The following is a 14,734-nucleotide window of genomic DNA, read 5'->3' on the forward strand; positions in this document are numbered from 1 at the left end:
TTAGTTTTTTGAGAAATTAGGTTATATTATAAAATTAAGATAGCTTTGGCCTAATGGCAAAAACAATAAACAAAATTGCAGTACTAACATCGGGTGGGGATGCACCTGGTATGAACGCTGCCATAAGGGCAGTAGTAAGATCCTGTTCCTATTACAATTTAGATTGCATAGGAGTTTATGGGGGTTTTCAAGGGCTTATTGAGGCAGATTTTGAGACGCTTACGGCGCGTTCTGTAAGAAATATTATCAACAAAGGAGGAACGTTTCTTCAATCTTCCAGGTCTATTGATTTTAAAACTAAAGAAGGTAGAAAAAAAGCTCATAAAAATTTAACCGATGCGGGCGTAGATGCATTAATTGTGGTTGGTGGCGATGGGACTTTTACAGGAGCCTTACATTTTTATAAAGAATTTGATTTTCCGGTTGTGGGAATCCCTGCAACTATAGATAACGATATTAACGGTACAGATTGCACCCTTGGTTATGATACTGCTTTAAACACGGTGGTAGAAGCTATAGATAAAATTCGCGATACTGCCAGTTCACATAACCGTTTATTCCTTATTGAAGTTATGGGGCGTGAAGCAGGTGATATTGCTTTAAATAGTGGTATTGGTGCTGGAGCTGAAGAAATTTTACTTCCCGAAGAAAAACACGGAATTCAACGTATGATGGATTCTTTGGAGAAAAGTAAGAAGTCTGGGAAAACTTCCAGTATTATTGTTGTTGCCGAAGGTGAGAAGAGTGGAAAGAATATTTTTGAACTCGCAGAATTTATTTCAGAAAGCCATAAAGAATATGATATTCGGGTTTCTGTTTTAGGACATATTCAGCGAGGTGGTTCCCCCAGTTGTTTTGATCGCGTACTTGCCAGTAAACTTGGCGTGGGTGCAGTAGAAGCATTAACCGATGGGGCAACCAATATTATGGTGGGATTGTGCCATCAAAAGGTGGTCCATGTTCCGCTTAAAACAGCCCTGAAGTCTGACAGGGAGTTAGATAAAGAATTGAGAAGGGTGGCAGACATCACTTCAGTTTAAAATTAAAATGTAAGTTATGAGTACAAAAATTGGAATTAACGGCTTTGGCCGTATTGGACGTATCGCTTTTAGAATCGCGGCACAAAGAGATGATGTAGAAGTAGTAGGAATTAACGATTTGCTTGATGTAGATCACCTGGCTTATATGTTAAAGTATGATTCTGTACACGGGAAATTTAAAGGTGAGGTTTCTGTAAAAGATGGAAATCTTATTGTAGATGGTAAGACCATTCGTGTTTCTGCTGAAAAAAATCCGGCAGACTTGAAATGGGACGCCGTTAATGCAGATGTTGTATTGGAATGTACAGGAATCTTTAAAGAAAAAGATTCAGCACAGGGTCATATCGATGCTGGTGCTAAAAAAGTAGTGATTTCTGCGCCATCTAAAACAGTACCCATGTTTGTAATGGGTGTTAACCACAAAGATGTAAAAGCAGACGATACTATCGTTTCTAACGCTTCTTGTACTACAAACTGTCTTGCCCCAATGGCAAAAGTTATAGATGATGAATTTGGTATTAAAGAAGGTCTAATGACTACCGTTCACGCGAGTACTTCTACCCAATTTACCGTGGATTCTCCATCTGCCAAAAATTACAGGTTAGGTCGTAGTGCCCTTGCCAATATTATCCCAACTTCTACTGGAGCTGCAGTAGCGGTTACTAAAGTAATCCCTTCTTTAGAAGGTAAACTTACCGGGATGGCGTTTAGAGTACCAACTACCGATGTCTCTGTAGTAGATCTTACTGTAAAAACCGAAAAGTCTGTAAGTTATGATGAGGTGAAAGCAGCAATGAAAAAAGCTTCAGAAGGTGACTATAAAGGTATTATTTCTTATACCGAAGAAGCTGTTGTTTCTCAGGATTTCGTTTCAGATGAACACACTTCAAACTTTGATGCCGATGCCGGAATTGCTTTAAATGATAACTTCTTTAAATTAATCGCCTGGTATGATAACGAATATGGTTACTCTGCCAGTATCCTGAATTTAGCTTTACACGTAAATTCAATTTAATATTATTTCTTTAAAGCCTGAAGAAAACTATGCATAGACACCAGTCTAAAGCATATTCTTCAGGCTTATTAATTTAAAGCAAGCACACATGATATTAATAGCAGACGGTGGTTCAACAAAATGTGATTGGATCTTACTTAGCTCTACTGGCGAAGAGATTTTGAGAACCCGAACCAAAGGATTAAATCCAGCAGTTTTTTCTGAAGATGTGTTGGAACGACGTGTAGAAGAAAATGCCGATCTAAGGGACGTAAAAGATAAAGTGGAAAAAGTCCATTTTTATGGTGCCGGTTGCGGTACTGCAGCTCCCAGTAAAAGGTTAGAAGGCATTTTTACCAACTTTTTCACAAATGTTCAGGAAGTACTTATTTATGAGGATATGGTTGCAGCTGTATATGCAGCGACCAGAGAGCCGGGTATTGTTTGTATTTTAGGTACCGGTTCCAACAGTTGTTACTTTGATGGTAAAGATATTCACCAGGCTGTGAACTCCCTGGGGTATATCCTTATGGATGAGGCCAGTGGAAATTACTTCGGAAAAAGATTGGTAAGGGATTATTACTACAAAAGAATGCCCCCGGAATTAGCTGAAGATTTTGCTAAAAAATACAATATGGATTCCGATGAGATTAAAAAGAATCTCTATAGGAAGGATAATCCTAACACTTACCTCGCTTCTTTTGCAGAATTTATATTCTCTAACGAGCGAAATGGCTATTTCTATAAATTAGTTCACGAAGGAATTACAGATTTTATGCATTCCCGTGTACTTTCTTATAAAGAAGCCAGGAGCATGCCAGTTCATTTTATAGGTACTATCGCCTATTTTAGTGAAGATATTATTCGCGCTGTTGCGCAACCATATGGTATTGAAATTGGTAATATTGTTCGCAGGCCTATTGATGGATTGTTAGAGTATTACCGAAATGATGTTCTTAAAGCTTAGTATTTGATAAAATTCATAAAACTTTTTAGTACATTTAAGAAATTATATCTCTCTTAGATGCTTATTAAGGTTTATGGAAGTGCAGTTTTTGGGGTAGAGGCCACAACAATTACTATAGAGGTGAATGTTGCTACCGGTATTGGTTATCATCTTGTGGGTTTGCCCGATAATGCGGTGAGGGAAAGCAGTTTTAGGATTGCTGCCGCACTTCAAAATAATGATTACAAATTCCCCGGAAAAAAGATTATAGTAAATATGGCACCGGCCGATCTAAGGAAAGAGGGATCGGCCTATGATCTTAGCCTTAGTCTTGGGATTCTGGCCGCTTCTGGCCAAATTAAAGCAGAAAATATTTCAGATTATCTTATTATGGGAGAGCTTTCCCTGGACGGTAGCCTACAACCCATAAGAGGGGCGTTACCAATTGCTATAAAAGCAAAAGAAGACGGTTTTAAAGGCTTTATCCTTCCAAAACAGAATGCCAAAGAAGCCGCAATAGTTAGTGGTCTGGAAGTTTATGGCGTAGAAAATATTACTGAAGTAATAAATTTTTTCGATACAGGAGCAGTCCTGGAACAAACTATAATCAATACCCGCGAAGAATTTTATAAAAACCTGGATCATCCTGAACATGATTTTGCCGATGTAAAAGGACAGGAATCTATAAAACGCTGTATGGAAATTGCAGCGGCCGGTGGGCATAATATAATTCTTATAGGTCCGCCGGGAGCCGGTAAAACCATGCTGGCTAAACGTTTGCCCAGTATTTTACCACCTATGACGCTTAGGGAGGCATTGGAAACTACAAAAATACACAGCGTGGTAGGTCGCATTAAAGAGCACGTGGGGTTGATGTCTCAGCGTCCTTTTAGGAGCCCACACCACACGATTTCAGATGTAGCTTTAGTAGGAGGCGGTGCTTATCCGCAACCGGGGGAGATTTCACTTTCTCATAATGGTGTACTATTTTTAGATGAATTACCTGAATTTAAACGCGGAGTTTTAGAAGTGATGCGGCAACCTTTGGAGGATAGGGAAGTTACTATTTCCCGGGCAAAATTTACAGTAACCTATCCATCCAGTTTTATGCTGGTAGCGAGTATGAATCCCAGTCCCAGTGGTTATTTTAACGATCCCGATGCCCCGGCAACCTCTTCGCCGGCCGAAATGCAACGTTATTTGGGTAAAATAAGTGGTCCGCTTTTAGACCGTATAGATATTCATATTGAAGTGACGCCCGTTCCGTTCGATAAGTTAAGCGAGGAACGTCGCGGTGAAACGAGTGTGGAGATTAGAAAAAGGGTGACCAGGGCCCGGCAATTGCAAACAGAAAGGTTTCAGGAGTCAGATACGGTGCATTATAACGCGCAAATGAATGTGAAGCAAATAAGAAAGTATTGCGCGTTAGATGAAGCTTCAAAAAGCTTACTCAAAACAGCGATGGAGCGCTTAAACCTCTCGGCCCGGGCTTATGATAGGATTTTAAAAGTTTCACGCACTATTGCCGATTTAGAAAATTCAGCAAACATACAGGGGAGTCATATTAGTGAAGCGATACAATATCGCAGCCTGGACCGCGATGGTTGGTTGGGTTGATGTTTCTTCAGAAATAAGTATTTAACCATTCCAAGTAGTCGATAATTTTAGAACAACTATGTAAGTATTTAAATTATATTTACTTTTTGTTTACCATTATAAAAAATAGAAGCTTATTTTAAGACCAACCACTATGAAAAAAGTTTTTTTGCTGCTACTGGGTGTATTGATATGTTCTTGCAAAGGAGATCCAAAAGTTGAAACTAAAACAGAAATGAACATCGATAGTATTAATGAAGCAGATTCTTTAAGTATAAATTTGTTAACAGAAGAGAAAATAGTATTCACTTTGTCTGAAGCCAATAAACTGGCCGAAATGCCTTTAAGCTGCCTTAATACCGAATATCCCAATAAATTAAACCAGGTTTTAGAAAATGAAAAGGCCCTGGGAGAGCCTTCAGAATTACATCCGGCGTTTTATGGTTGTTTCGATTGGCATTCTTCGGTACACGCACATTGGTCTTTGGTTAGTCTTTTAAAGCAATTTCCAGATTTGGAAAAAGCAGCTGAAATTAGAAAAAAGCTTCAGGAATCGCTTTCAAAAAAGAATATCCAGGGGGAAATTGCCTATTTTAAGCGAAAAGAAAGTGGTTCTTTTGAGCGTACTTATGGGTGGGCCTGGCTTTTAAAACTTTCAGAAGAAATTGAAACCTGGGAAGATCCTATGGCTAAAGAACTGGAAAATAATTTAGCTCCTTTAACCAGTCTTATCGTAGAAAAATACCTTGAATTTTTGCCAAAACTAAATTATCCAATTAGGGTAGGGGAGCATTCTAATACTGCATTCGGACTTAGTTTTGCTTACGATTATGCACAGGCAACTAAAAAAGATAGCCTTATGGGTGTTGTTTCTAAAAAAGCCCGTGATTTTTATTTAAATGATGATAATTGTCCCTTGGGTTGGGAACCCAGTGGCTTCGACTTTCTTTCACCCTGTCTCGAAGAGGTAAGTATTATGCGAAGGGTGCTGCCGAAAAATGCCTTTCAAATGTGGCTGGGTGATTTTATGCCACAACTTAAAAAGGCCGATTTTAATATTCCGGTAGCCGAAGTTTCAGATAGGACCGATGGTAAATTAGTACATCTCGACGGACTCAATTTTAGCAGGGCCTGGGTCTTTTATGACCTTATTAGTAAATACCCCGATTTGTTTTCCCACCTACAGCCATTAGCCAATAGGCATATAAAAAAGTCTTTTCCCAATGTAGTGGGCGATAGCTATGAAGGTGGGCATTGGTTGGGTACTTTTGCTATTTATGCCCTGCAGGAATCTAAAGATATTTAGTGCGAAACTTTATAAAAAACCTTGGTCCCGGCATCCTGGTTTCGGCTGCATTTATTGGTCCCGGAACGGTGACGGTTTGTACCCTGGCTGGCGTAGAATTTGGGTATGGCTTGCTATGGGCTTTACTGCTTTCTATACTTTCCTGCCTTGTTTTACAGGAAATGGCAGCGCGCCTGGGGATTATTTCCCAGAAAGGTCTAAGTGAAGTACTGCGGGAAGAAATAAAGCACCCTGTAGTCAAAATTTTGGCCCTTACACTAATATTTTCGGCTATTGTGATTGGAAATGCCTCTTATGAAGCCGGAAATATTACCGGTGCCGTTTTAGGTGCCGAAGCACTTTTTGGCGTGCAGAAACTGCAGCTGGGGGATTTTTCACTCAATCTTTGGAGTTTACTAATTGGCGCGATAGCCTTTGCGTTGCTTTATTCTGGCAATTATAAAAGGCTTGAGAAGATTTTTATTGGCCTGGTGTTGCTTATGAGTTTCAGCTTCGTATTAACAGCCATACTCACCCGACCAAATCTTACAGCACTGTTAAAAGGCTTTGTGCCGTCAATTAATTCTACCACGGGTTTGCTTGGTGTAATGGCAATTGTTGGCACTACAGTAGTTCCTTATAACCTTTTTCTGCACGCTTCCCTTGTTAGTGAGAAGTGGAAAAGCCCATCTGCTTTACCTATAGCAAGAAAAGAACTTCTGGTGTCCATTCTTCTTGGAGGGATGGTTTCCATGGCTATTTTAGTTAGTGCTGCTTCGGCTGGTTTTTCAAATATTGACTCGGCGGCGTCCATGGCGGTGAGTTTAGAGCCGCTATTTGGTAGTTATGCCACCTGGTTTATGTCCCTTGGGTTAATGGCAGCCGGAATTACCTCGTCAATCACAGCGCCCCTTGCAGCCGCTTATGTGGTAAAAGGATGTTTTGGCTGGAATGGCGGATTACGAGCAGCAAAGTTCAAAATGATTTGGGCTTTTGTCTTGTTAATGGGGGTTTTCTTTTCTTCCCTAAAGATCAATCCGATAGAAATCATACGTTTTGCTCAAGTTGCAAATGGGATTTTATTGCCCGTTATCGCTATTTTCTTATTTTGGATAGCTAATAAAGCTTCGGTGTTGGGAGAAAACCGAAATTCTAAATGGCAAAACCTCCTGGGTGCTATTGTAATTGCAATTGCAATGTTTTTGGGTTTTAAGGCGATATTAAGCGTATTACAGAATTTTTAATGCTGCTGAAAATATAGTTGTAGCGATGTTTTCTCATATCCATTTTGAATGGGTAACTTGAAGTTTACTAATCTAAAAGTATAAATTATGAAAGAAATCCACATTAACTGCGATTTAGGTGAAGGCGGAGATTTTGATGCAGCGCTTATGCCGCATATTTCTGCCTGTAATATTGCCTGTGGCGGCCACGCAGGAAATTTAGAAACCATGCGTGACACTATTCGTTTAGCAATGGAAAACAATGTTGAAATTGGTGCGCATCCTTCATACCCAGACAAGGAAAATTTTGGTCGGAAACCAATGGATATTTCTTCGGAAGAATTAAAGCGAACGGTAGTCGCCCAGATTTTAAGTTTAAAACAATTGGCCGAAGCAGATGGGGTAAAACTCACTCATGTAAAACCCCATGGAGCACTTTATAACGAAGCTGTAAAAGATGAAAAAACTGCCAAAATTATTGTAGATGCGATGCTTGAATTCGACCAGAATTTAGCATTATTTTGTCCGCAAAATTCAGTAATTTCTAACCTGGCTATGGGAAAAATTACGGTTGTTTTTGAAGCCTTTGCAGACCGAAATTACACCACAAATTATCAACTTGTTTCCCGGTCTAAACCCAATGCTTTAATCACCGAAAAAGAAGCGGTTTTTAAGCATGTTTTTTCAATGTTTTCTGAAGGGAAAATACACTGTGAAAACGGAGAGAAATTAGACTGTAAAGCGGGTACTTTTTGCTTGCATAGCGACACACCAAATTCGGTAGAAATCATGTTATTTTTACGTAAAAAGTTTGCAGAAAAATCTGTAAAAATCAAGCACGCTCAATGAAAGGTTTTCCAAAGATAAGTCCTATGGGGGAGCGCGGGGTCCTCATAGAATTTGCTCCTATAATTGATGAAATACTACTTCAGGAGATATTGTTCTTCAAGAATAAACTTGAAAATTTATATATTAAAGCAAATGTTGAAGTAATTAACACATATAACTCGTTATTAATTAACTACCTGTTTAGTATAGAAGATGTCTATGGTGAAATTTCTAAGCTTAAAAAGCTGTTTGAAAATGCTAAGATAGAAAAAATAAGTGACCAGAAAATTGTTTACTTGCCGGTTTGTTATGACGAGGATTTTGGTTGGGATTTAGAATTCATTTCCAAAGAAAAAGACCTGACTAAAGAGGAAGTAATTAGCTTGCATACAGCCCCGCTCTACACCGTTTATTTTATAGGTTTTTTACCCGGGTTTTTATACCTGGGCGGCCTGGATGAAAAGCTACAAATTTCCCGTAAAAAACAACCGCGTTTAAAGATCGAAAAAGGAGCGGTTGGAATAGGCGAAAACCAGACGGGAATTTATCCAAAATCGAGTCCCGGCGGATGGCAAATTTTGGGAAATTGTCCCGTTAATTTATTTGATAAAAATGCTAATCCGCCCTTTGAAATTTCTTCTGGAGACAAGGTGAAATTTGAGAGGGTGTCTAAAGCCGAATTTCAGGAAATTCGAGAACAAATTTTAGAAGGAAAATTTCAGTTAAAAAAGGAAAAATATGAAGGCTAAACTTAAAGTTTTACAACCGGGATTACTTTCCACAATTCAGGATTTTGGGAGACGCGGATTTCAAAAATATGGAGTTCCCAGTAGTGGCGCTATGGATAAAAACGCTTCGAAAACCGCGAATCTTATTTTACAAAATGATGCTAATGCGGCTACTTTAGAAATTACTCAAATGGGACCAAAGCTGGAATTTGAAGCAGCGGCAAAAATTGCAATTTCCGGTGCCGATTTATCTCCAAAACTTAATGATTCTAAAATTGAAAATAATGAAATTATAAAAGCTGAAGCCGGGGATATTCTTTCTTTTGGAAGACCAATTATAGGAATGCGGGCTTACTTAGCTATAAAAAACGGTTTTCAATTGGAAAAAATCCTGGAAAGTAGAAGTTGGTATGCTGAAATTACCGAAAACACAAAACTGGAAAAAGGAATGACCTTAACCTATTTATCTTCCGAAGAAGAAAAAATTGAAACCCATACTTCGGTTAAGTACAACGATGCTTATCTGGAAAGTGAAAATTTGAGTGTTTTTCCCGGTCCCGAGTATGATAACCTGCCGGAAACTTTAAAAAGTCATCTAAGACAAAGCGCGTTTAGCCTGGATAAAAACAACAACCGAATGGCGATTCAATTGAGTGAAATTTTAAAAAATGAACTCGATCCTATTATTACGGGACCTGTTCTACCGGGAACTGTACAGTTAACCCCAGGAGGAAAATTAATAGTCCTGATGCGTGACTGCCAAACTACCGGGGGATATCCACGGGTACTGCAGTTGAGCGAAGATGCCATAAACACCATAGCACAAAAAAAGACCGGTGATAAAATTAGGTTTAAAAGCGCCCCGATCCCCAAAGGATGAGAAGCATAACCCTGAAAAAGTAAGGTTAATTTTTTCTTTGTACTTATGTTAAGCTGAATTTATTTTAACGTTTAACTTGATAAATGTTCGAATAAAGTTCGTAATAGGTTCTGAATGAAGTTCAGGTTGAAAAATTACTTTAAGCAAAGAGGTGAGAATTCCCCCTTCGGGGGTTAGGGGGCTTTCACTAATAAAAAAGTGCCGTTTTGGATATATAGAAATCCGATTACCCTACCAATCGAACCTCACACCATAAACGACACTTTTTTGCCCCAAAACATTTTAGCTACCTAAAATGACTATGTCAAATGTAGTTTAAGAGCTTAGCGTTCACAAGGGGAAAAATCCCCTTTTTCTAAAAACTCGCTGCCTGTAAGGGTAGAACAGCTATATTTTTTTTAATCCTAGCTGGAAGAACAAAAAACTTTGGCTAATTCAATTTTTCGGTTAAATTTACTTTAACATAATTTTAAACCAACCAATCGATTAAACTCTTATGAAAAAGCCTAAAAAATGTATTAGTGTCGAAGAAGCTAGAAGAGAGCAGGATGAATGGGTGAAAACCAGAGGAAAGGATATTGAAAAATGTTGTGGCTATGAAGATACCCGCGAATTCTGGTATAGCCTGGACGAATTACAGGAATACCTGGATTACGTTCGCGAAAAATCTAAGGAACAGGATGTAGAAAAACCGGGAATTCGGTTTTATTTAGGGGCTTATCCTAAAACTAAAGGGAAAAGAAGTTATACTACCATGTTCCTTTCACCCACCAAAGAAAAATCGAGAAAATTAAGAAAATTAAATTATAAAAATGATGGTGATGACAATGAGAATAATTATGATATTGAGCCTATGAATATAATTCAGGGTGGCGAACCTCCAAGAAACTATTAATGCAACACCTTACTTTTTTGGTAATTCTACTTGAAGGTTTTGCTGCGATTTCCGGATTATATTATTACAGTAAAAAGCCGACCGATAAAGCGGTCGGTTTTTTTTCCTATTTTTTATTGCTTACCTATTTTGTGGAAGCGCTAGCTGCAATACCCAAAATAATTTATTGGAATGAGTCTTTGCATTTTCTGAAGAATACTTTCCTGTATAACAATTTCTGGATATATAATCCTTACTTGATTATAAGTTTTTTGGTTTATATTCTATATTTTACCTGGAATATTTCAAATAAAAAAATAAAAAACATTATCCACATAAGCTTGATCCTGTATGTTATAACCTGTATCCTCAATTTAATTTTTTCAGATGTGTTTTTTGAAAGTCATTCTATAGTCACTTATATTACAGGGAGCTTCCTTTTGGTGGTAGTGATTTTCTATTATTATCTTGAAATTTTATTGAGTTCAAAAATATTAAGCATCAAAAGGGAGATTAGTTTTTATATTTCTTTTATGGCGCTCCTGTTTTTTTTGACTTCCACCCCTATTTTGATCTATTATAAATATTTTACTTTCCAGAGTCCGGAGTTTATTAAACTTAGTAAATCTGTTTTAGTTGGTTTGAGTCTTTTAATGTATAGTTTTTACAGCATTGCTTTTTTATACCTGGCCAATAAGAAAAAGTCAACTTCTAAAATATTTACAAATGATCACTAAAGAAGACCTGCTGCTTATTATTTATTTTATCGTGGTCATCTTGTTGCTAACAGGGTTTGTGATCGTGTTTTTTGTGGTGTACCAGCGGCGTAAAAACAAAATGTTGCAGGAACAATTTGAAGCTAAGCAGCGTTTTGAAAGAGAGATTTCTCAATCGCGAATAGAAATGCAGGAGCAAACCTTAAAAAATGTAGGTTGGGAATTACACGATAATATTGGGCAATTGCTTTCTGTAGCGGTTTTGCAATTAAATATCTTAAACAAAAACGCGAAGGAAGAAAATAGACAGTCTTTTGAAGAAGTGAAAGAAACTGTTGCTAATTCCCTTAGAGAGGTACGCTCGCTTTCTAAATCGTTAAACAACGAAGTAATAGGCTATGCTGGTTTACAAACTGCCATCGCGAATGAGTTAACCAGGTTTCAGCGATTAGGGGTGATAGAGACCAGGTTAGTAATTAAAGGGGAGAAGAAAGAAATAGAACAACAGCATAGCATTATCTTATTTAGAATTCTTCAGGAGTTTTTTGCCAATGTGATTAAGCATGCTAAAGCTTCAGAATTAACCGTACGCTTAAGTTTTACTTCCGAAGAATTAATAATTACCGCTAAAGATAATGGGAAAGGATTTATATTAAATGATATAAAAAAGAGTTCGGGGTTGTTTAATATGGAGAGTAGGGCAGCACTAATTTCAGCAAATTTTAAATTAAAATCTGCCCCGGGCGAAGGAACTTCTCTATATTTACGCTACGCTTTAAAAGAAGATACCAATGAGTAGAACGGTAGCCATTGTAGATGACCATACTTTGTTCGCCCAATCTTTAAAAAACCTTATAAATACGTTTGATGGTTATGAGGTTTCAGGCATTTACAAAAACGGGCGGGAATTGACACATCAATTTGAAGCCAATCGCGCTAAACCCAATTTGGTTTTACTGGATATTAAAATGCCAATTATGGATGGCCCCGAAACTATGTGCTGGCTTAAGGAAAACTATCCCACCCAAAAGGTGCTCGCATTATCCATGGAAGATGACGAAGAAACGATTACTTTTATGGTGAAACAGGGTTGCAGGGGGTATTTATTAAAAGACATAGACCCCGATGGTTTTAAATTTGCCTTAAATAAAGTAATAGAAGAAGGCTATTTCTATACCGATGCTGTTTCTGATGCTATTAAAAATAAAGAAAAAAGTTTATCAAAACTTACCAAAAGAGAAATTGAATTTCTAAGTCTGGCCTGTACCGAAATGACCTATAAAGAAGTGGCAAGCGAAATGAATCTAAGCCCAAAAACTATAGACGGTTACCGGGAAAGTTTATTTCAGAAGTTAAATGTGAAAAGTAGGACTGGCCTGGTACTTTATGCCATAAAAAATCGAATTCTGCTACTCTAACAAATTAGAAAAAAATCCTTGGTAAATATAGGTATCGCTTCTCTTTAGAAAGTTGTGTTGTTTTCTAAACGTAAGGGATGTGAAATTGTAAGAAAGGATATGTAAGTCTAAAGAAAAAAATAAAACTTTGATTTATCAGAAATAAAGCATAAGTTTGTCTAAAGTTAAGATAGAAAATTGAATAAAAGAATTACCATATCCATTATTATAGAGATCATTTTCCCCGTGAAAACCTGATCCGGATTTGGTGTGCAAGATAAAAGTTATAAAACCATCCTTCCGGGATGGTTTTTTTGTTTTAAAAATAAATATGCGGATTATGAAAGAATGTTAAAAGAAAATAACAGAAGATTTCAATAGATTAATTATATCAGCAATCGTAATATTTTAAACTATAATGCGATGAGGTACAGAATTTTATGAGGTTTTACTTAGTTATGGAAATAGTTTTTCCAGACTAAAAATTACCATAAAGACAACTAAGGAAAGTAATTTTAATTTCACAAAGTAGATAAAGATTCTCCATGTATAATAAATTCAGTAAAATTTTAACACAAAGCGATTCTCAACCGGCATCTCAAGCTATGCTGCACGCTATAGGTTTAACCAAAGAAGATTTTAAAAAACCATTTGTTGGGATCGCCAGCACGGGTTATGAGGGAAACCCTTGTAACATGCACCTTAACGACCTGGCTAAATTGGTGAAAAAAGGCGCTAATGAAAGCGAATTGGTAGGTTTAATTTTTAACACCATAGGGGTTAGCGACGGTATTTCCATGGGGACGCCGGGAATGCGTTATTCCCTTCCTTCCCGCGATATTATTGCCGATTCTATGGAAACAGTAATCCACGCAATGTCTTATGATGCCTTAATTACCGTGGTGGGCTGTGATAAAAATATGCCGGGCGCATTAATGGCGATGCTGCGCATTAACCGGCCGGCGATTTTGGTTTATGGTGGCACAATAGCTTCAGGATGCCATAAAGATAAAAAGCTGGATATAGTTTCGGCTTTTGAGGCCTGGGGCGCAAAAACTGCCGGGGATATTGAAAAAGAAGAGTACGATAGTATTATTGAAAAAGCCTGTCCCGGGGCAGGTGCTTGTGGTGGGATGTACACGGCAAATACCATGGCTTCAGCTATTGAAGCATTGGGTATGGCCCTACCATATAACTCTTCCAATCCCGCAGTGGGCGAAGAAAAGAAAAAGGATAGCGAAGAAGCGGGGAAAGCGGTTCGCCTGCTTATAGAAAAAGATATTAAACCTCGCGATATTGTAACCAAAAAAGCGATAGAGAATGCCATTCGTTTGCTTACGGTTTTAGGTGGTTCTACCAATGCCGTACTGCATTTCCTTGCGATAGCGAAAGCGGCAGAAGTTGATTTTAGCTTAACCGATTTTGAAAAAATTTGTGATAACACGCCCTTTTTAGCAGATCTTAAACCAAGTGGTAAATATGCGATGGAAGATGTGCACAGAATTGGCGGTATCCCGGCAGTTTTAAAATATATGTTGCAAAACGATATGTTGCACGGCGACTGTCTAACCGTTACCGGTAAAACCCTGGCCGAAAACCTGGCTGAAGTGCCAGAAATGGAAGAAGGACAGGATGTATTTAGGCCGCTTGATAATCCTATTAAGAAAACCGGACATATTAGAATTCTCTACGGAAATATAGCTGAAGGTGGATCTGTAGCGAAAATAACCGGAAAAGAAGGTTTGCAATTTACCGGAACGGCCAAAGTGTTCGATAGTGAATATGCTGCAAATGATGGTATTGCTGAAGGAAAAGTGAAGAAAGGCGATGTAGTCGTCATTAGGTACGAAGGCCCAAAAGGTGGCCCGGGAATGCCCGAAATGCTTAAACCTACTTCGGCCATTATGGGTGCGAAACTAGGGAAAGACGTAGCTTTAATTACCGATGGAAGATTCTCTGGAGGAACCCACGGGTTTGTAGTAGGCCATATCACCCCGGAAGCCCAGGAAGGCGGATTACTGGCTTTCCTAAAAGACCGGGATGAAATTACAATTAATGCTGAAACCAACCGCATTGAGGTTGCGCTTTCAGAAGAAGAAATAACAAAAAGAAAGAAAAACTGGAAAGCCCCAGATTTGAAATTTAAAAAAGGAGTGCTTTATAAATATGCAAGAACGGTTTCTTCGGCCTCAGATGGCTGCGTTACCGATGAATTTTAATAAGGTGA

The 14,734-nt window shown here is 38.1% G+C and carries 13 protein-coding genes; all 13 read left to right on the forward strand.

Going from position 1 to position 14,734, the window contains the following annotated elements:
• The first annotated feature begins 53 nt into the window (after positions 1-53).
• Positions 54-1,040 carry a 6-phosphofructokinase gene (pfkA, locus tag BUA71_RS06365; RefSeq protein ID WP_072877870.1) on the forward strand — a complete coding sequence of 329 codons (987 nt, stop codon included), beginning with the start codon at positions 54-56 and terminating at the stop codon, positions 1,038-1,040.
• Positions 1,041-1,056: 16 nt separating this feature from the next.
• Positions 1,057-2,055, forward strand: a complete 999-nt coding sequence (gene gap, locus BUA71_RS06370; protein WP_072877872.1) for a type I glyceraldehyde-3-phosphate dehydrogenase — start codon at positions 1,057-1,059, stop codon at positions 2,053-2,055.
• An 88-nt stretch (positions 2,056-2,143) separates the two neighbouring features.
• Positions 2,144-3,001 carry an N-acetylglucosamine kinase gene (locus BUA71_RS06375; RefSeq protein ID WP_072877873.1) on the forward strand — a complete coding sequence of 286 codons (858 nt, stop codon included), beginning with the start codon at positions 2,144-2,146 and terminating at the stop codon, positions 2,999-3,001.
• A gap of 57 nt (positions 3,002-3,058) precedes the next feature.
• Positions 3,059-4,597: a YifB family Mg chelatase-like AAA ATPase gene (locus tag BUA71_RS06380; protein WP_072877875.1), complete on the forward strand. Its 1,539-nt coding sequence runs from the start codon at positions 3,059-3,061 to the stop codon at positions 4,595-4,597.
• A gap of 133 nt (positions 4,598-4,730) precedes the next feature.
• A complete protein-coding gene (locus tag BUA71_RS06385; protein WP_072877876.1) occupies positions 4,731-5,882 on the forward strand; it encodes a DUF2891 domain-containing protein in 1,152 nt (383 codons plus the stop codon).
• Positions 5,882-7,105: an Nramp family divalent metal transporter gene (locus BUA71_RS06390; RefSeq protein WP_072877878.1), complete on the forward strand. Its 1,224-nt coding sequence runs from the start codon at positions 5,882-5,884 to the stop codon at positions 7,103-7,105. The genes BUA71_RS06385 and BUA71_RS06390 overlap by 1 nt, the downstream gene beginning before the upstream one ends.
• Positions 7,106-7,192: 87 nt before the next feature.
• On the forward strand, positions 7,193-7,933 hold the full coding sequence (gene pxpA, locus BUA71_RS06395; protein ID WP_072877879.1) for a 5-oxoprolinase subunit PxpA: 741 nt from the start codon (positions 7,193-7,195) through the stop codon (positions 7,931-7,933).
• Positions 7,930-8,661, forward strand: coding sequence for a 5-oxoprolinase subunit PxpB (pxpB, locus tag BUA71_RS06400; RefSeq protein ID WP_072877881.1), 732 nt, complete (start codon positions 7,930-7,932; stop codon positions 8,659-8,661). The genes pxpA and pxpB overlap by 4 nt, the downstream gene beginning before the upstream one ends.
• Positions 8,651-9,520 carry a 5-oxoprolinase subunit C family protein gene (locus BUA71_RS06405; protein ID WP_072877882.1) on the forward strand — a complete coding sequence of 290 codons (870 nt, stop codon included), beginning with the start codon at positions 8,651-8,653 and terminating at the stop codon, positions 9,518-9,520. The genes pxpB and BUA71_RS06405 overlap by 11 nt, the downstream gene beginning before the upstream one ends.
• 496 nt (positions 9,521-10,016) lie before the next feature.
• A complete protein-coding gene (locus BUA71_RS06410; RefSeq protein ID WP_072877883.1) occupies positions 10,017-10,415 on the forward strand; it encodes a hypothetical protein in 399 nt (132 codons plus the stop codon).
• 705 nt (positions 10,416-11,120) lie between these two features.
• Positions 11,121-11,909 carry a sensor histidine kinase gene (locus BUA71_RS06420; RefSeq protein WP_072877886.1) on the forward strand — a complete coding sequence of 263 codons (789 nt, stop codon included), beginning with the start codon at positions 11,121-11,123 and terminating at the stop codon, positions 11,907-11,909.
• Positions 11,902-12,528, forward strand: coding sequence for a response regulator transcription factor (locus BUA71_RS06425; RefSeq protein ID WP_072877887.1), 627 nt, complete (start codon positions 11,902-11,904; stop codon positions 12,526-12,528). The genes BUA71_RS06420 and BUA71_RS06425 overlap by 8 nt, the downstream gene beginning before the upstream one ends.
• 524 nt (positions 12,529-13,052) lie before the next feature.
• Positions 13,053-14,726: a dihydroxy-acid dehydratase gene (ilvD, locus tag BUA71_RS06430; RefSeq protein ID WP_072877889.1), complete on the forward strand. Its 1,674-nt coding sequence runs from the start codon at positions 13,053-13,055 to the stop codon at positions 14,724-14,726.
• The last annotated feature ends 8 nt before the right edge of the window (positions 14,727-14,734 follow it).

The sequence above is a fragment of the Salegentibacter echinorum genome (assembly GCF_900129445.1).
Lineage (GTDB): Bacteria > Bacteroidota > Bacteroidia > Flavobacteriales > Flavobacteriaceae > Salegentibacter > Salegentibacter echinorum.